The organism is Bacillus sp. EB V-12, from assembly GCF_056158125.1.
Map to the genome: position 1 here is coordinate 83,394 of NZ_JBUXJL010000006.1, position 16,052 is coordinate 99,445.

General features: G+C 35.6%; 20 protein-coding genes and 1 riboswitch. Of the genes, 1 reads left to right on the forward strand and 19 read right to left on the reverse strand.

The annotated features are described in order from the left end of the window. Positions 1-4 precede the first annotated feature (4 nt). The 11 genes from sufC to ACZDYH_RS19445 form a co-directional block, all read right to left on the reverse strand. Positions 5-790: a Fe-S cluster assembly ATPase SufC gene (sufC, locus tag ACZDYH_RS19395; protein ID WP_000929160.1), complete on the reverse strand. Its 786-nt coding sequence runs from the start codon at positions 788-790 to the stop codon at positions 5-7. Positions 791-1,027: 237 nt separating this feature from the next. Then, the gene (gene metQ, locus ACZDYH_RS19400; protein WP_434713040.1) at positions 1,028-1,834 is read right to left on the reverse strand and encodes a methionine ABC transporter substrate-binding lipoprotein MetQ; all 807 of its coding nucleotides are present in this window, start codon (positions 1,832-1,834) and stop codon (positions 1,028-1,030) included. Positions 1,835-1,905: 71 nt separating this feature from the next. After that, positions 1,906-2,718 (reverse strand): methionine ABC transporter substrate-binding lipoprotein MetQ, encoded by an 813-nt coding sequence (gene metQ / locus ACZDYH_RS19405; RefSeq protein WP_000735102.1) that lies wholly within the window; start codon positions 2,716-2,718, stop codon positions 1,906-1,908. 23 nt (positions 2,719-2,741) lie between these two features. Next, entirely contained in the window at positions 2,742-3,407 is a 666-nt protein-coding gene (locus ACZDYH_RS19410) for a methionine ABC transporter permease (protein ID WP_166694938.1), read from the reverse strand. Next, positions 3,400-4,425 carry a methionine ABC transporter ATP-binding protein gene (locus ACZDYH_RS19415; protein WP_078386052.1) on the reverse strand — a complete coding sequence of 342 codons (1,026 nt, stop codon included), beginning with the start codon at positions 4,423-4,425 and terminating at the stop codon, positions 3,400-3,402. The genes ACZDYH_RS19410 and ACZDYH_RS19415 overlap by 8 nt, the downstream gene beginning before the upstream one ends. A 178-nt stretch (positions 4,426-4,603) precedes the next feature. Next, a riboswitch (SAM riboswitch) is annotated at positions 4,604-4,711 on the reverse strand. A gap of 125 nt (positions 4,712-4,836) precedes the next feature. Continuing rightward, positions 4,837-5,181, reverse strand: coding sequence for a hypothetical protein (locus ACZDYH_RS19420; RefSeq protein WP_152122573.1), 345 nt, complete (start codon positions 5,179-5,181; stop codon positions 4,837-4,839). Between the two features lie 152 nt (positions 5,182-5,333). Beyond that, positions 5,334-5,642, reverse strand: coding sequence for a thioredoxin family protein (locus ACZDYH_RS19425; RefSeq protein ID WP_002025020.1), 309 nt, complete (start codon positions 5,640-5,642; stop codon positions 5,334-5,336). A 3-nt stretch (positions 5,643-5,645) separates the two neighbouring features. Next, the gene (locus tag ACZDYH_RS19430; RefSeq protein WP_000640870.1) at positions 5,646-5,990 is read right to left on the reverse strand and encodes a toprim domain-containing protein; all 345 of its coding nucleotides are present in this window, start codon (positions 5,988-5,990) and stop codon (positions 5,646-5,648) included. Between the two features lie 256 nt (positions 5,991-6,246). Further along, entirely contained in the window at positions 6,247-6,630 is a 384-nt protein-coding gene (gene gcvH / locus ACZDYH_RS19435) for a glycine cleavage system protein GcvH (RefSeq protein WP_166694937.1), read from the reverse strand. Between the two features lie 41 nt (positions 6,631-6,671). Further along, positions 6,672-7,037: an arsenate reductase family protein gene (locus ACZDYH_RS19440; RefSeq protein WP_000218968.1), complete on the reverse strand. Its 366-nt coding sequence runs from the start codon at positions 7,035-7,037 to the stop codon at positions 6,672-6,674. 410 nt (positions 7,038-7,447) lie between these two features. Beyond that, on the reverse strand, positions 7,448-7,975 hold the full coding sequence (locus ACZDYH_RS19445; RefSeq protein WP_000826874.1) for a hypothetical protein: 528 nt from the start codon (positions 7,973-7,975) through the stop codon (positions 7,448-7,450). Between the two features lie 143 nt (positions 7,976-8,118). Here ACZDYH_RS19445 and ACZDYH_RS19450 point away from each other — a divergent pair, with 143 nt between their 5' ends. After that, positions 8,119-8,766 (forward strand): phosphatase PAP2 family protein, encoded by a 648-nt coding sequence (locus ACZDYH_RS19450; protein ID WP_000713775.1) that lies wholly within the window; start codon positions 8,119-8,121, stop codon positions 8,764-8,766. A gap of 63 nt (positions 8,767-8,829) precedes the next feature. Here ACZDYH_RS19450 and ACZDYH_RS19455 read toward each other — a convergent pair whose 3' ends face one another. From ACZDYH_RS19455 to ACZDYH_RS19490, 8 genes are all read right to left on the reverse strand, one after another. Then, entirely contained in the window at positions 8,830-9,843 is a 1,014-nt protein-coding gene (locus ACZDYH_RS19455) for a PTS sugar transporter subunit IIC (protein ID WP_166694936.1), read from the reverse strand. A gap of 22 nt (positions 9,844-9,865) precedes the next feature. After that, positions 9,866-10,816 carry an L-lactate dehydrogenase gene (locus ACZDYH_RS19460; RefSeq protein WP_000820650.1) on the reverse strand — a complete coding sequence of 317 codons (951 nt, stop codon included), beginning with the start codon at positions 10,814-10,816 and terminating at the stop codon, positions 9,866-9,868. A 245-nt stretch (positions 10,817-11,061) separates the two neighbouring features. After that, complete coding sequence (locus tag ACZDYH_RS19465; RefSeq protein ID WP_001002981.1) at positions 11,062-11,310, reverse strand: spore coat protein; 249 nt, start codon at positions 11,308-11,310, stop codon at positions 11,062-11,064. A 13-nt stretch (positions 11,311-11,323) separates the two neighbouring features. Continuing rightward, positions 11,324-11,509, reverse strand: coding sequence for a hypothetical protein (locus tag ACZDYH_RS19470; protein WP_001180555.1), 186 nt, complete (start codon positions 11,507-11,509; stop codon positions 11,324-11,326). Positions 11,510-11,652: 143 nt separating this feature from the next. Further along, positions 11,653-12,366: a CPBP family intramembrane glutamic endopeptidase gene (locus ACZDYH_RS19475; RefSeq protein WP_001232992.1), complete on the reverse strand. Its 714-nt coding sequence runs from the start codon at positions 12,364-12,366 to the stop codon at positions 11,653-11,655. Between the two features lie 464 nt (positions 12,367-12,830). Then, entirely contained in the window at positions 12,831-13,379 is a 549-nt protein-coding gene (locus ACZDYH_RS19480; RefSeq protein ID WP_000074925.1) for a TetR/AcrR family transcriptional regulator, read from the reverse strand. A 3-nt stretch (positions 13,380-13,382) separates the two neighbouring features. After that, complete coding sequence (locus ACZDYH_RS19485; protein ID WP_001242338.1) at positions 13,383-14,105, reverse strand: MBL fold metallo-hydrolase; 723 nt, start codon at positions 14,103-14,105, stop codon at positions 13,383-13,385. Positions 14,106-14,241: 136 nt separating this feature from the next. Further along, positions 14,242-16,026, reverse strand: coding sequence for an acyl-CoA dehydrogenase family protein (locus ACZDYH_RS19490; RefSeq protein WP_000416282.1), 1,785 nt, complete (start codon positions 16,024-16,026; stop codon positions 14,242-14,244). Positions 16,027-16,052 lie beyond the last annotated feature (26 nt).

Here is a 16,052-nt window from a genome sequence, read left to right on the forward strand (position 1 = left end):
TCTCTTACGCTTCTTGCTCTGTTGTTTCGTCTTCAATACCTAATTCTTTTTTAATCCAGTCGTAACCTTCAGCTTCTAGACGTTGTGCAAGCTCAGGGCCACCAGATTTAACGATACGACCGTTCATCATAACGTGAACGAAGTCTGGAGTGATGTAGTTTAATAAACGTTGGTAATGCGTAATCATTAGGCAACCGAACTCTTCGCCGCGCATTTCGTTAATACCTTTAGATACAACTTTTAATGCATCGATATCAAGACCTGAGTCAATTTCATCTAAGATTGCGATTTTTGGCTCAATCATCATTAATTGAAGAATTTCGTTACGTTTTTTCTCTCCACCAGAGAAACCTTCGTTTAAGTAACGTTGTGCCATTTCTGGATCCATTTCTAGGAATTCCATGTTTTTATCTAATGTACGGATAAATTTCATAAGAGAAATTTCATCGCCTTCTTCACGACGTGCATTAATTGCAGAACGTAAGAAGTCAGCGTTTGTTACTCCGCTAATTTCACTTGGATATTGCATTGCTAGGAATAGACCCGCTTGTGCGCGCTCGTCTACTTCCATTTCTAATACATCTTCACCGTCGATGATGATGCTACCTTCTGTTACTTCATACTTTGGGTGACCCATAATTGCAGAAGATAAAGTTGATTTACCTGTTCCGTTAGGTCCCATAATTGCGTGGATTTCTCCACCTTTTACTTCAAGGTTTACACCCTTTAAAATTTCTTTGCCATCAATTGATACGTGTAAGTCTTTAACCGTTAATGTAGAACCAGCCATCTCAATACCTCCATTAATCCTATATATACATTTTAAAAATTCCTAAAACGTTCATATTCTCATTTTATTCTCATTCTAATTTTATATCAAATAAAATGATATCGCAAACGACGAAAAAAAGTAACCGTTTTTTCACAAATGTATATAAGTATTTCCTTCACATCTTTCTATGATACACCTTTCTTCTTATTTATATAAAGAAAAAGGACTGGTAATTTTCCAGCCCTTTCCTTATATTTATTCACTTACCGGAAGTACAGCACCTTTATATTCTTTATTAATAAAATCTTGAATTTCTTTTGAATGTAGCACTTCTACTAGCTCTTTAATTTCTTTTTTATTCTCATCACCTTTACGAACTGCAATGATGTTTGCATACGGAGAGTCTGATCCTTCAATCGCAATTGCATCCTTTGTTGGATTTAATTTTGCATCAATTGCATAGTTTGAATTAATAAATAAAGCATCTCCCTCATTATTTTCATACAATTTCGGTGAAAGTCCAGGTTCAACATCTGTTTTAAATTTTAAGTTTTTCGGGTTTTCTACAACATCTTTTACTGTTGCTTTAACAACATCTACTCCGTCTTTTAATTTAATAACGCCGCCTTTTTGTAACAGCGCTAGCATGCGGCCACGCTCCGCTACGTTATTACTCATAATCACTGTCCCGCTATCTGGTAAGTCTTTTAAGCTTTTATATTTCTTAGAATAAATACCCATTGGCTCTAAATGGATTTTTCCTGCGTTTACAATTTTATATCCCTTTTCTTGAATTTCTTTATCTAAGTAAGGAATATGCTGGAAGTAGTTCGCATCAATTTCTTTATCCGCTAACGCTTTATTTGGCAGTACATAATCCTGGAACTTTTTAATCTCTAACTTAATGCCTTTTTTCTCTAATATCGGCTGTGCCTTCTCTAAAATAACAGCGTGTGGCACGTTAGAAGCTCCCACAACAAGCTTATTCTCCTCTTTTCCTCCGCAAGCAGCTAATGTAAATACAGACAACGCTGTAACAACTGACAGTAGAACCTTTTTCATATGATTTCCCCTTCTCCCCAATGGTTATGTAGTTATAAAAAGAGCCGGCATACACCAGCCCTTTTCAGCAATTATTCTTTTACAGGAACAACTGCCCCTTTATATTCTTTATTAATGAAGTCTTCAATTTCTTTAGAATGCAATACTTCTACAAGAGCTTTAATCTCTTTCTTATCTTTATCGCCTTTACGAACAGCTACTATGTTTGCGTATGGTGAATCATTTCCTTCAATTGCAATTGCATCTTTTTCCGGATTTAACTTTGCATCAATTGCATAGTTAGAGTTAATTAAAACAGCGTCGCCTTCTTTATTGTTATACACTTGTGGCAATAAACCAGGCTCGATATCCGTTTTGAATTTTAGATTTTTCGGATTATCTGCAATATCTTTTGTAGTTGCTTTAACTGGATCTATTCCGTCTTTAATTTTTAAAATACCTTCTTTTTGTAAAATTGCTAAACCACGTCCGTGGTCAGCAACTGAATTACTCATAATAATTGTCGCACCATCTGGAAGCTCTTTTAAACTCTTATACTTTTGAGAGTACACACCAATTGGTTCTAAATGAATCTTTCCTGCTACTTCAAAGTCATACTTTTTATCTTTAATTTCTTTTTCTAAATACGGAATATGCTGGAAGTAGTTTGCATCTAATTCCTTATCCGCTAACGATTTATTTGGTAATACGTAGTCTTGGAATTTTTTAATTTCTAATTCAATTCCTTTTTTCTCAAGTAACGGTTTTGCCTTTTCTAAAATAACAGCGTGCGGTACGTTAGAAGCACCAACAACAAGTTTCTTTTCATCTTTATCTTTCCCGCCACAAGCAGCTAATCCAAAAATTGAAGTTGAAATAAGTGCCGTAAGTAATAATTTTTTCATTTGAAACATCCTCCCGTTTTTCATTATCGTTTATCTATTCGAGTCGTTAAACTATCACCAATCCACTGAATGAAAAATACAACTAGTAATACACAAATTGTCGCAACGATTGTTACATCGTTATTCCCTCTTTGGAATCCTTCTAAGTAAGCAAGTGTTCCAAGGCCACCAGCACCAACAACTCCTGCCATTGCTGTATAGCCTACTAAAGCAATTGTCGTAACCGTAATACCAGATACTAATGCTGGTAACGATTCTGGAATTAACACTTTCAAAATAATTGTGCTTGTTTTTGCTCCCATTGCTTTTGAAGCTTCAATTACACCTTTATCAATTTCGCGAAGTGCGATTTCAACCATTCTCGCGTAGAATGGTGCCGCTCCAATAATTAAAGCCGGCAAAGCTGCACTTGCTCCAAGAATTGTTCCAAGAAGAATCTTTGTGAATGGGATTAATAAAATAATTAAAATGATGAATGGTATAGAACGGAATATATTTACGAATGCTCCAATCACCGTATTAATTGATTTGTTTTCCCATAAATTATCTTTTGCTGTCATGAAGAGTAACAATCCTAAAATGAGTCCTAAAACAAATGTCGCAAGAGCTGCGATTACCGTCATATATAACGTTTCACCAGTTGCTTCTAACATTTGATTCCAATCAACATTTGTGAGTAACTTATCCATGTGCAATCACCTCCAGCTCTACTTGATCTTGATGAATTCCTTCTATTGCTTGCTGGATTGCTGTTTCCTCACCATTTAAATGAACAACTAAACTACCGTAAGAACCGTTATTCGTTTGTGCGATATTTCCTTGCAAAATGCTAACTTCTATGTCACTGCGTTGCATCAATCGTTGAAGCACTGGTCTTTCTACAGCCTCACCGATAAACTGCAAACGAATTACTTTTCCATCTGGATATTTTTCAATTAAATTTTCAATCGTTTCATTTGTATCTTCAGAATCTGTTAACTGCTGTACAAATCGTTTCGTAATATCTTGCTTCGGATTACGGAATACATCAAGTACTGGACCTGTTTCTACAATCTTTCCTTTCTCCATTACCGCAACACGATTACAAATCTTTCGAATTACGTGCATCTCATGTGTAATGAGTACAATTGTTAAACCAAGGCGCTTATTAATGTCTAATAGTAAATCCAAAATTTGATCTGTCGTTTCCGGATCAAGAGCTGACGTTGCTTCGTCACATAAAAGCACTTGTGGATTGTTAGCTAATGCTCTTGCAATCCCGACGCGTTGCTTTTGTCCCCCGCTCAGCTGAGATGGGTACGCGTCTCCTCTTCCTTCTAATCCAACAAGATGAATTAATTCATCAACACGTTTTCTTCTCTTCGCTTTATCAACACCTGCAATTTCAAGTGGAAACTCTATATTTTCACGTACAGTTCGTGACCAAAGTAAGTTGAAGTGCTGAAAAATCATTCCGATTTCTTGCCTTGCCTTACGAAGTTCACTTCCTGTAATTGCTGATATAACACGATTTGCAATTGTAATTTGGCCAGAAGTTGGTTTCTCCAACTGATTGAACAATCTAATTAAAGAACTTTTTCCAGCGCCACTATATCCGATAACACCAAATATTTCACCTTTATCTATTTTTAAATTGGCATTATCTACAGCAGTGACATCACCGCTTTTCGCCTTATATATTTTCTTTACGTTCTCTAATAGAATCATGATGTTCACCCCTTTTTTGTTTAGGTCGACTCCGCAATTTTTTATTTTTAATGCGTGTAGTCCACTGTTATCATTACTTTTATTATTTGAATGTCCTCCACATTCAAACAATAAAAAAACCTTTCTGCTTTAGAGAAGCAGAAAGGTTTATATGCGTATATAACAACATTATCCCTCTCTCTCATCTCTCAAAGCATTCGCTTTGCAGGAATTGGCACCATTTCAACATAAGTTGACGGTTGCCGGGCTTCACAGGGCACAGTCCCTCCACCTCTCTTGATAAGAGAAATCAGATTCAATTTTCGTCTGATTTGAAATTTATGAAATTGTCTATATTTTATGACTTGAATTGTATCAATATACACTTACCATGTCAACAGAAATTTTCGCAAAAAATGAAACTTCAGAATTTTAAGCACCTACTGACATCGGTTTACATATATGAAACATCGATTCCACTAATAACATCGTTTGGTACGTTCCCGAATATTGTACACGCCCATCGTTCATTAACATTTGCAATCGTACATTTCCATTCACCAATTGCTCTATATCTTTTTCATCTAAGCAAATGATTTGTTCCGTTCCTCTTTCCTCTTGTAGCAGCTCTATATAATCTCTTGAAATTTGTAACGAACAACTTTCATCTCTAAAGCGGAAATTAACAGTTTTCTCCTCTCGTCTTAAAAGCGGTTCTAAATGATATTGAGCATTAGCGTAATTTACAAATGATTGAAGCAAAGAATATAATCTCACCCTAAATCACATCCTTCATATCACTTTCTATTACATACCATTCCCTCTCACTAAAGAGCAATCCTGTTATTTTCGCTCGACAAATACTGTATCCACCCTGCATCTCGACATATTTCCCAAGAAATATGTCGAGGCGGCAAAAATTTTGCCGCCTACTTTAATTCCGTATATAAATATTCAACCGAATGAAATGCGTATATCTTCTTCATCAGTGTCCCATTTTCAAAAACAAGTAAACAAGGTACACTTTCAATCCCATACTCTTTCGCTAAATGCGGAGCATAATTTAAATCTAACATCCCAATTTTGAGGCCTTCAATTGTCATCTCAACGACTGTTAACATCTTTTTTGCTAATTGGCATGTTCCACACATTGGAGTATATACATATAATACTGTTTTTTCTTCGTTCTCTATTAGGGCTGTAGCTTCGGCTCCTGTCCAATCAATCACTTCTATCATTCCTTACCGTAAATATTCTGTATAAACGTCAATGTCGGCTCCCCATAATACATTTGCTAAGTGTGTAGATGGCGCAGTTGCCACTTCTCGGTACGAGCGATCAATATAGATATGCTCGGCTTGCGGGAATTCTTTTCGAAATTGTTTCCTTAACTTTTCTCCAGCATCATCAGCATCCACTAGCACATACACTTCCTTATCAAAAAACTGATCAACGAGCTCATCCATTTTCGACAAACCAATTGTACCATTTGTACAAACAATTTCCACCGGTTCACGAATAATAGATTCAATCTTTCTTCTATCTGATGTACCTTCTACAATAATGACTTTTTCTACATAAATCATATGTCATCACCCGATCACCATATACTATATAACCTTGAACTTAGTATATAGTATATTCGTTATTTTCATGTTGTTTCCTGTTTATTTTTGCAAAAGAAAAGCGCAAGCGGCTCATTCAGATTGTGAAGACTTATGAAACCTTACCACAAAACAGTTTTTCTCATAATAGCTTATTTATTTACATATAACTTGAATTTCATTATTTCACAAAAAATAAAAAAGGACAGCACAAAGGCTGTCCTTTAGTCGACTATAATTAGTCTTGGTTTGTCATTTCTGCATATTTTTCTGCAGTTAATAACTTCTCAACTTGGCTTGCATCAGAAAGTTCAACTTTAACCATCCATGCACCCTCGTATGGAGATTCGTTAACAAGTTCTGGTTGGTCACTTAATTCTTCGTTTACTGCTACAACTTTACCGCTTACAGGTGCGTATAACTCAGAAACTGTTTTAACAGATTCTACGCTTCCGAATGGCTCGCTAGCTTCGATTGTTGCACCTACTTCAGGAAGTTCAACGAATACGATATCGCCTAGCTCACCTTGTGCAAAGTGAGTGATACCGATAACAACTTCATTACCTTCAGTTTTTACCCATTCGTGTTCTTCAGAGTAACGTAAATTATTTGGAATGCTCATGACTGTACCTCCAGTGAATGTATTAATTATGTAAAAATACCTTATTGGTACTTTTTCCACACACTTTCAAACTGCTCTTCGTTAAAACCAAGTGTTACATTCGTTCCATCTGTTACAATTGGACGTTTAATCAACATGCCATCAGATGCTAAAAGCTCATACATTTCGTCTTCGCTTGCATCTTTCAACTTATCTTTTAGACCAAGTTCACGGTAACGCATTCCACTTGTATTAAAGAATTTTTTTAATGGTAATTCACTTTTTTCATGTAAATTACGTAAATCTTCTTTTGATGGTGGATTTTCAACAATATGAATCATCTCATATGCTACATCGTTTGCCTCAAACCATTTCTTTGCCTTTTGACATGTGCCACACTTTGGATATGAATAAAATGTTACTGTCATAAATTCACCTACTTTTTTACTAACCTTTACCTTTATCATATAGAAAACGTTTTATTATTTCAAACCATTATTCGCTAAACTTTTACTTATTTCGTGATAATTTTTAATAATCCTGCGAATTTTTCTTATTTTTCCGCCATTTGTTAAGAAAAAAATAAATATATAAATTTTTGAGATTCTGCACCAAACATATATCTTAAACAAGCGTTTGATTAATTCTCCATTTTCTTTCTTAACCTTTGAACTACAGGAGTTTCTTTCTACCGAACATACAGCTTAAACAAACGTTTGATTAATTCTCTATTTTTCTTTGTTAACCCTTGAGTTACATCGGTTTCTTCCTACCGAACATACAGCTTAAACAAACGTTTGATTAAAAAAATAAGAAGCCTCTTTTGTAGGCTCCTTCATTATCTATTTAAATAATCTGCAATTGTTTGAAATACGACGATATACATATTATGAATACTTTCTTCTGTATTTCCACCATTCGATAAACCAACTGCCCATTGTTGTCCTTCACCACTTCCGATATTCGCAAACCCTTGCGTATACATAGCATTTACATCTTTTCGGGCACTGTTATACTCTATCCCTTTTGTAATAAAAATCGAATATGATTTATCTTGTAAACCGATAAAAAACACTGGTTTCTTTAGTGATGAAAATACATTTTTATATTGCTCTGTTGAGGCTTCTTGAAAGTGATCTTTCATTATTAGAAAACCATCTACTTCCTTAGATTTCTTTTCCAGTTCCTCTAACTTCATTTCCTCAAACTTTATATTCCTAAACGTATCTTTCGGTTTTTCTCCAACAACTCCAATTACGAGTGCTCTTCCGTTATATTCTAATTTCTCTCCTTCTTTATCCTTTGCACACCCAGCACCGACTAGGCATATCAATATAAAAAATAAGAAATACGATAAACGCTTCATTTAGCACCCTCCCCTTCTTTTTAGTCAAGTGACAAAAACGTAAGGTTAATTCAAGAAAATGTAAGTAAAATCGATAGCCCAATTCACGTTTCTATATTATAATCAATTGAATTTACTTACATTACTAAACATAGGAGATCAACATGAAGAAATTTAAACTTTCATCTTTTCTTCCGTTAAGTTATATACTTCTACTCGTGCTCGTAAGTCCCCTTTACGACGTATTAAATAAATCGACTGTTCACGCAGTAGACGTTACAACTGTAGTAGATGATTGGATTCCATTTGTAAAAGCATTTATTATTCCTTATTTACTTTGGTTTCCATACTTATACGGCGCACTTATTTATTACTGTTTTGCTGACCGAAAGCAATATTATGTTACTTTAAGTAGTGTTATTTTTGGAAAGCTTGCTTGTTTTTCTATTTATTATTTTTGGCAAACAACTGTACCACGTCCGACTGTCGTTGGAACAGATGTATTTTCTGAACTAGTTCGCTATATTTATAGTATCGACCAGCCAGTAAACTGTTTCCCTAGCATTCACGTTCTTACTACATTTGTAATTATGTTAGCTGCCTTTAAGCGTAGAGAACAGCATGTTTTTGAATATTACATCCTTACTTTCTTCGGTACACTTATTATTTTATCAACGCTATTTACGAAGCAGCATGCCTTTGTAGATGCCGTTTCTGGAATGACGCTTGCAAGCATACTTTACTTCGGCGTTCAGCTCTTATTGGCCAAAGAACCAATAAGAGTTCCAGTAAAACAAAATCATAGAATGTAGCATGACAAAAAAGCAGACTGTGGCTTCAGTCTGCTTTTATCTATTATTAAGGAGATTTTCAATTTAAGATTGCGGTACAGTCATATCACCAGAATGAATACAACCTGCTTTTTTAAGAGCAATGTAAAGTATATAAGAAACAGCTACTGGAATGACGATATAAGTAATTACCATCGCCGGGAGAACTTCCCATCCTTGGCTGGAAATTAAATTAATTGGTGCGATAAGAGAACTTAATCCAAGACCTGCAATTTCCTTTCCTGCTTCCAGTTGGAAAATTAATGCTGATACTGGACCGACTATAGCACTGGCGACGACAGTTGGGACGAGAATCATTGGATTTTTAGTGATATTTGGTAACTGTACTTTCGGAGTACAAAGTGCTTGAGCTAATATGCCACCTAAATTGTTTTCTTTTGCTGAGATGACAGAGAATCCGATAAACTGAGCAACGCATCCAGCAAGAGCAGCACCACCTGCAACACCGTCTAAGCTAAGTGCAATTGCTAACGCAGCTGATGAAGCTGGAGAGATAAGTAATAGTCCCCAAACTACTGCAATGACGATAGAAGCGATGAATGGGCTACCAGCTGAGCTATCTTTAATAAACGCTCCAACTGCATTTAAAACAGGAGTAATATTATGAGATAACCAAATGCCTACTAAACCAGAACCTAATATGGCCGCAAATGGAACGAGCATCATATCTAACGCAGTTTTTCCACTTAAACGTTTACCAATATATACAGCTAAAGTTGCTGTTAATAATGCACCGATTGGCTCACCTGTTTTAATAATTAGACCAGCTTCAGTAATCGAAATGGATCCGGCACCAATCGCTCCGGCTACCATCGCCGAGAAGATTACAAGACCGTTTGCACCGAGCATAAAAGCAATTCCAGCACCAATTGCCGGTGCCATTAGTGATTTTGCAACAACTCCGATTGTAATAAGTAATGGTATATCAACAATTCTTCCTATATTTTCGATCAGTAAACCAATTCCGAGGGATACGAAAATACCTTGTGCGATTCCAGCAGATGCTTTAAATACACGAGACATTATATATTCCTTCATTTGTTTCACCTTCTCCTATAAGTTAGTAACCAATTGTTTTCATATAATCACGTAAAATATCGTTTGATTTTGCGAATCGAGATTCTTCATCCTCTGTTAAATTGAGTTCTACAACTTCTCTTATACCGTCTCTAGTAATAATAGCTGGTACTCCTGTACAAATATCGTATTCACCGTACTCACCATCTAAAATGGCTGATACAGCAATGACACGGTGATCATCGTTAAAGATTGAACTCGCAATATACGCTAGAGAGTTTCCGATTCCGTAATAAGTAGTTCCTTTACGTTTATAAATTTCCCAGCCAGCTTTTGCAGTTTTCTCAACAATTTCATCTAAATCTATTTCACCAAATCGTTCTTTTTGTTCTTCTAAAATTTGCAGAATTGGCTTTCCACCAACAGTTACATGAGACCAAGCAACCATTTGAGAATCACCATGTTCTCCTAATGAATACCCATGAATACTACGAGGATCTACATGTAGCATTTCAGATAAAATTGTTCTTAGGCGAGAAGAATCTAATGATGTTCCTGTACCGATTACGCGATTTCTAGGTAATCCAGATAATTTCCACACTTCATATGTAATAATATCAACTGGGTTCGATGCAAGTAAGAAAATACCATCAAATCCACTTTCCATTACGCCACCAACAACACTTTCCATAATCTTCGCACTCGCTCCTAAAGTATCTAAGCGACTTTGCCCTGGTTTTGGTGCTGGTCCTGCTGTAATAATGACAATGTCCATATCTTTGCAGTCTTCATAGCTTCCTGCATATACTTTTGTTCTTGTATTTGTAAAGTTAATGCAATGTGATAAATCCATTGCTTCCCCAACTGCACGTTCATGATTTATATCAATTAATAATAGCTCTTCGCAAATCCCTTGATTTACAATGGAATACGCACAACTTGATCCAACTAATCCAGTACCGATAATTGCAATTTTTCTTGTATGTCTTTTCATAGCAATCTCTCCTAAGTGATCATATAATCTATTTCTTTTGTTCTTTACATTCTTAATTATAGAGGTTCCCACGATAGAAACCATGGATACTTTGTGAAATGTTGAACAAAGTTTTTGTCCTTTTTGTGAATTGTCATATTCCATTTTCGTCATATTTGTTACAACTGGAAAAATATTTATTATGTATTTATTGACATATACAAAAAGAAAACGAGCGAATAAATTCGCTCGTTTTCTTTTTCCTGTTATTCCGCACTTAATTGACTTTTTAATTGCTGTACAATCATTGGATTAGCAGGTGCTGCCGGTTTGTAATAACTCTTTTGCTTTGCGTACTCATACATATTACGTTGGCGCGCCTCGTCTTGATTACGAATTTGAATTAACGTTTGATGTAACTGTTCATTATCAGACTGAGCAATATAATTTGCATAGCTTGTTAAACTTGCATTTAATCCTGCTAAATAATCATTTACCATATCTTTTTCATTCATTTTCCGCTTCCTCCTATCCTAGGAAAGTCATTAATTGCTGTTTCGTATTTCGTGCATCTTGCGCATCTTTTTGTAGCATTTGTTTCAGTTGTGGATCTGTACACGTCTGTGCATACTGCTCCAACTTGTTAATAATTGTTGCGTGTCCACCAATTAAATGACGTAAGTTTTCTACTTCAAGCTCTGTTAAGTTTTGCATATAACATACCCGCCTTTCTTTGTTCATTCATCATTAGTATTTGGTTCTTTTTGGATTGTATTCATCAACTTTTCCCACATATAAAAAAAATAAAAGATGAATAGCTAAGCCATTCATCTTTTATACTGGTTATGTATTTATTTTTATAGAGATACAATCATACTTATACTCACAAGTAAGTTCCATATAATGTGTAAAATAATACTAGGTATAATAGATTGCGTCTTTTTGTATAACATAGCAAATACAATCCCCATAATCATTGCCGTAACCGGAAAACCACCATGAAGAATCCCAAAGATGAAGGAAGAAATAATGATACCAACTAGAAAACTATATTTCTTTTCAAAAAATCGATACAAAATACCTCTATATAAAATTTCTTCTTTAATTGGTGTAATTATAGCAACACTTAACACATATATAATACTTTGTAGACTATTTTGAAGTCCTAAGCTCCCTAATTGATCTCGCTGCTGCCCTGCACTTTCAAAGCTAAACAACTCTAACATTACATACTGAGTTAATGCAATGATGATAAAACCTATTAATAAATACAAGTAGGTTTTCCCATTTTTTAAAACAGATACATCCCATATGTTCTTAATAAAATGAAGCACTGGTTTATAAGCAAATAAAACAATAGTAACAACAGCTGCATCAAATAGAAGTAAATAATATCCCTCTAAATTAGCACGTAATACCTCTTCTCCAAAAATTCCAAGGGCTAAAGCAAGGAATAATCCCCCTAAGAGTGAGAACCCTAGAATGCTTGCAATCGTTACAACTAGATTTTTATATGTTATGTTATCTACTTCTCTTTCTGCATTATACGCGTCTAATACTGTTTTTCTCATACTATTCCTCCATTTGTTTTCATTACCTTAACAAAAATCCTTTAATACAAATATATAGATAATATAACAATTTTTTCAAAAAGAATAATATGCAATTTTACATATTATGAAAACTTTATATTTTATAGTTTTAGGAATAGAATTACTATGCAATAATTATTATATGAAATTTCAAAAAACACTTCCTATCCACTATAACCCTCGCATCATATAAAACTTATTAGTTAAAGGAGCAATAAACATGAAAACACATGACTTCCTTACAGAAATCCAGAAGGGCTCTGAGCCTAATCCATATCAAGATCCTATTGCATTTATTTTCGTTTGCCTTTCCGTAGCCATATACACATTTTTCAAACCTGCAAAATAATATCATGTAATGAGAAAAAGCCTACCGCTCTTTTCAAATCATATGCACTAAAAAACCTTAGAATCACTTCTAAGGTTTTTGTTTGCCTCGCTTCTTATTCACGTAATCCTTTAATAAACGTTTCCAATAATACATGTAAACTTATATCCAGATCTAACGGCAAACCAAATCCGCCTTGCTGTTCAATCGAAGCAAATCCATGACAAATACTTCTGAATCCGCGTGTCGCATGAAGTGCATTCTCTCCTTCTAAGCCATACTGTTGTAAAACCTGAAGACAAAGCTTTACAATTCCGTCACCTGCTTTTCTTACTTCTTCATCTCGTAAAAAAGTTGCTTCATATAGTCCAGGATGTTTTCGGACAAATGCTACATACGCTTCTCCTAAAGCATGAATTGCTTCATCCATCCGTTTATCCTCGGCAGCTTCTTCCAGTCTGTTATGCAGCTTTTTGATTCCGTAAATGCCAAGATTTTTCCGTACATCTTGTAACCCTTTTACATGATTATATAGTGAGGGCGAACGTACCCCTAACGTTTGCGCTAATGAAGCTAACGTTACTTCTTGTACTCCATTTGCATCTGCAATTTCTGCTGCTGTTTCTACAATTTTTTGTAATGTAAGTCCGATTCTCGGTGACATCAATTAACCCTCTTTTCTACTTTCTATATTCCGCTTCGCTTCTTTAATAGCAAGCTCTATGAAAGCCACTGGATCGTTTATCATTTTTCCATGTCCTGCCGCAAGCAAGGAAGGCTCATATTCGCTTAGCTTCTGTGCACTTTGTAATGATATTTCTTTGCTCCACGTTGCCATCGCCGGAAACGGAAACCAAAATTTCATTTGTCCTGAAACAGCCATACCTCCTCTTGTTTGGAATGCATCTCCGACAATAAGAGCTTTATTTCTTACATCAAGAAACGACATGGAGCCTGGCGTATGTCCCGGTGTCATAATCGCAAGAAGCGATCCAACTCGGTCGCCATCTTCTAATAAAATATCAGGTACCGTTTTTATCTTTTTAGGTACACCGCCTTTTATTGGCGTATTCGGTTCATCCTTTTGTAACGTCGTATCTCCTTCTAACAGCTTTCCGTCCCGCTTAGAAATATAGACTGGAACATGAGGAAGTACTTCTTTTAATGCGTCTAATGCACCGATGTGATCATCATGCGCATGTGTTAATACAATCTTAGTAATTGGTTTTCCTATTTTCTCAGCCGCCTGTAAAATACCTTTTGCGCTATATGGCAAAGCCGCATCAATTAAAGTTAAACCAGCTTCTTCCTCCACAAAGTAACAATTCACAGGAAACACTCTTGGCAAAAATGACAATTGATATACCGTTTTTTCATGTATCATCCTCATAGTCCCATCTCCCTTTTCACAAAAACTAATACCATTAGTTTTATTATACTAATGGTATTAGTTTTATGTCACTAAAAAAATTTTTTTTCAAAAAAAGAACAGTAGCCGTATAAACGACTACTGTTCTTTAAAGATATTAAACTGTGTAACGCTCATCTTCTAAAATTTTCGCAGCGATTTCACGTTTCTTCGGAATTACGTTAAGTGGTGTGTGGCGAGTTAATTTACGTAATGATGATAACATCATGCGCAGCATGTCGCCGTTTTCAACTGCGATAAGTGTTTCTTTCGCATCTGCTTCGATTTCGTTAAATGCTTCTTGGCAGAATACTTCAGTGTATAACACTTTTTGTTTATTCTTTTCAAGACCAGTTGTTTTGATCGCTTTTTCTGTACGAAGAACAGCTGATTCCATTGCGTATAGATTACTTACGATGTCAGCGATATTCACAAGAATTTCTTGCTCTTTATCTAATGCTTTACCGTATTTTTGAGCCGCTAATCCAGCTACCATTAAGCCGATTTTCTTCGCATTAGTTACTAAATACTTTTGAAGTGCTAATGGCTCATCGCCTACTTCTTCTGGCATCATCATCATTAACTCTTCTTGTAATTTTTGTGCTTTTTGAAGAAGTGGTAATTCACCTTTCATCGCTTTACGTAAGAACGTACCTGGTACGATTAGGCGGTTAATTTCGTTCGTTCCTTCGAAAATACGGTTAATACGAGAATCACGGTACATTCTTTCAATCTCGTACTCTGCCATAAATCCGTAACCACCGTGAATTTGAACACCTTCATCTACTGTATAGTCTAATACTTCAGAACCGAATACTTTGTTTAAAGAGCACTCGATTGCATATTCAGCGATAGAAGCTGCTACTGCTTTACCGTCTTTTACTTCTTCTTCAGATAATGTGCTCATGCGGCTTTCGAATAAACCTACTGTACGATATACAGAGCTTTCAGCTGCATATGTTTTTGCTGCCATATTCGCAAGTTTCTCTTGAATTAATGGGAAGCGAGCGATTGGTTGTTTGAACTGTTGACGTTGGTTTGCATATTGTGCTGAAATTTCTACTGCACGTTTCGCAGATCCAACTGTACCAACACCTAATTTATAACGACCGATATTTAAAATGTTGAATGCGATAATATGACCTTTACCGATTTCACCAAGTAAGTTTTCTTTCGGTACTAACGCATCTTCTAAAATTAACGTACGAGTTGAAGAACATTTAATACCCATTTTCTTTTCTTCTGGGCTTGTAGATACGCCAGCGTAGTCTTTCTCTACGATAAATGCTGAGAAGTGCTCTCCATCGATTTTTGCATATACAATAAATACGTCAGCGAATGCAGAGTTTGTAATCCACTGTTTTTCACCGTTTAATACGTAATGTGTACCTTCTGCATTTAAACGTGCAGTTGTTTTTGCACCTAATGCGTCAGATCCTGAACCTGGCTCTGTTAATGCGTATGCAGCTAATTTTTCACCAGTTGCAAGTAATGGTAAATACTTTTTCTTTTGCTCTTCGTTACCGAATAATACGATTGGTAAAGATCCGATACCTACGTGAGCACCGTGAGTAATTGCAAAGCCACCAGCGCGAGAGAATTTCTCTGCGATTAACGCTGAGCTTACTTTATCAAGACCAATTCCGCCGTACTCTTCTGGTACGTCAGCGCCTAATAAACCAAGTTCCCCAGCTTCTTTTAAAAGACGAACTGAACGATCAAACTCATGTTGCTCTAAATATTCAAGCTCTGGAAGAACTTCATTTACAATAAAGTCCTCTGTCGTTTTTGCAATCATTTTATGCTCAGATGAAAAATCTTCTGGCGTAAACACTTGATCAATCGTAATCTCATCTACTAAAAAGCTACCGCCTTTAACCGCATTTCCTACTGTTTTTTCCATGAAAATTTCCTCCTTCATATTTTCAT

Bases quoted from the DNA above. Each gene is read 5' to 3' on its own strand.
- sufC (WP_000929160.1), bottom strand. From the start codon at position 790: ATGGCTGGTTCTACATTAACGGTTAAAGACTTACACGTATCAATTGAT.
- metQ (WP_434713040.1), bottom strand. From the start codon at position 1,834: ATGAAAAAGGTTCTACTGTCAGTTGTTACAGCGTTGTCTGTATTTACA.
- metQ (WP_000735102.1), bottom strand. From the start codon at position 2,718: ATGAAAAAATTATTACTTACGGCACTTATTTCAACTTCAATTTTTGGA.
- ACZDYH_RS19410 (WP_166694938.1), bottom strand. From the start codon at position 3,407: ATGGATAAGTTACTCACAAATGTTGATTGGAATCAAATGTTAGAAGCA.
- ACZDYH_RS19415 (WP_078386052.1), bottom strand. From the start codon at position 4,425: ATGATTCTATTAGAGAACGTAAAGAAAATATATAAGGCGAAAAGCGGT.
- ACZDYH_RS19425 (WP_002025020.1), bottom strand. From the start codon at position 5,642: ATGATAGAAGTGATTGATTGGACAGGAGCCGAAGCTACAGCCCTAATA.
- ACZDYH_RS19430 (WP_000640870.1), bottom strand. From the start codon at position 5,990: ATGATTTATGTAGAAAAAGTCATTATTGTAGAAGGTACATCAGATAGA.
- gcvH (WP_166694937.1), bottom strand. From the start codon at position 6,630: ATGAGCATTCCAAATAATTTACGTTACTCTGAAGAACACGAATGGGTA.
- ACZDYH_RS19440 (WP_000218968.1), bottom strand. From the start codon at position 7,037: ATGACAGTAACATTTTATTCATATCCAAAGTGTGGCACATGTCAAAAG.
- ACZDYH_RS19445 (WP_000826874.1), bottom strand. From the start codon at position 7,975: ATGAAGCGTTTATCGTATTTCTTATTTTTTATATTGATATGCCTAGTC.
- ACZDYH_RS19450 (WP_000713775.1), top strand. From the start codon at position 8,119: ATGAAGAAATTTAAACTTTCATCTTTTCTTCCGTTAAGTTATATACTT.
- ACZDYH_RS19455 (WP_166694936.1), bottom strand. From the start codon at position 9,843: ATGAAGGAATATATAATGTCTCGTGTATTTAAAGCATCTGCTGGAATC.
- ACZDYH_RS19460 (WP_000820650.1), bottom strand. From the start codon at position 10,816: ATGAAAAGACATACAAGAAAAATTGCAATTATCGGTACTGGATTAGTT.
- ACZDYH_RS19465 (WP_001002981.1), bottom strand. From the start codon at position 11,310: ATGAATGAAAAAGATATGGTAAATGATTATTTAGCAGGATTAAATGCA.
- ACZDYH_RS19470 (WP_001180555.1), bottom strand. From the start codon at position 11,509: ATGCAAAACTTAACAGAGCTTGAAGTAGAAAACTTACGTCATTTAATT.
- ACZDYH_RS19475 (WP_001232992.1), bottom strand. From the start codon at position 12,366: ATGAGAAAAACAGTATTAGACGCGTATAATGCAGAAAGAGAAGTAGAT.
- ACZDYH_RS19480 (WP_000074925.1), bottom strand. From the start codon at position 13,379: ATGTCACCGAGAATCGGACTTACATTACAAAAAATTGTAGAAACAGCA.
- ACZDYH_RS19485 (WP_001242338.1), bottom strand. From the start codon at position 14,105: ATGAGGATGATACATGAAAAAACGGTATATCAATTGTCATTTTTGCCA.
- ACZDYH_RS19490 (WP_000416282.1), bottom strand. From the start codon at position 16,026: ATGGAAAAAACAGTAGGAAATGCGGTTAAAGGCGGTAGCTTTTTAGTA.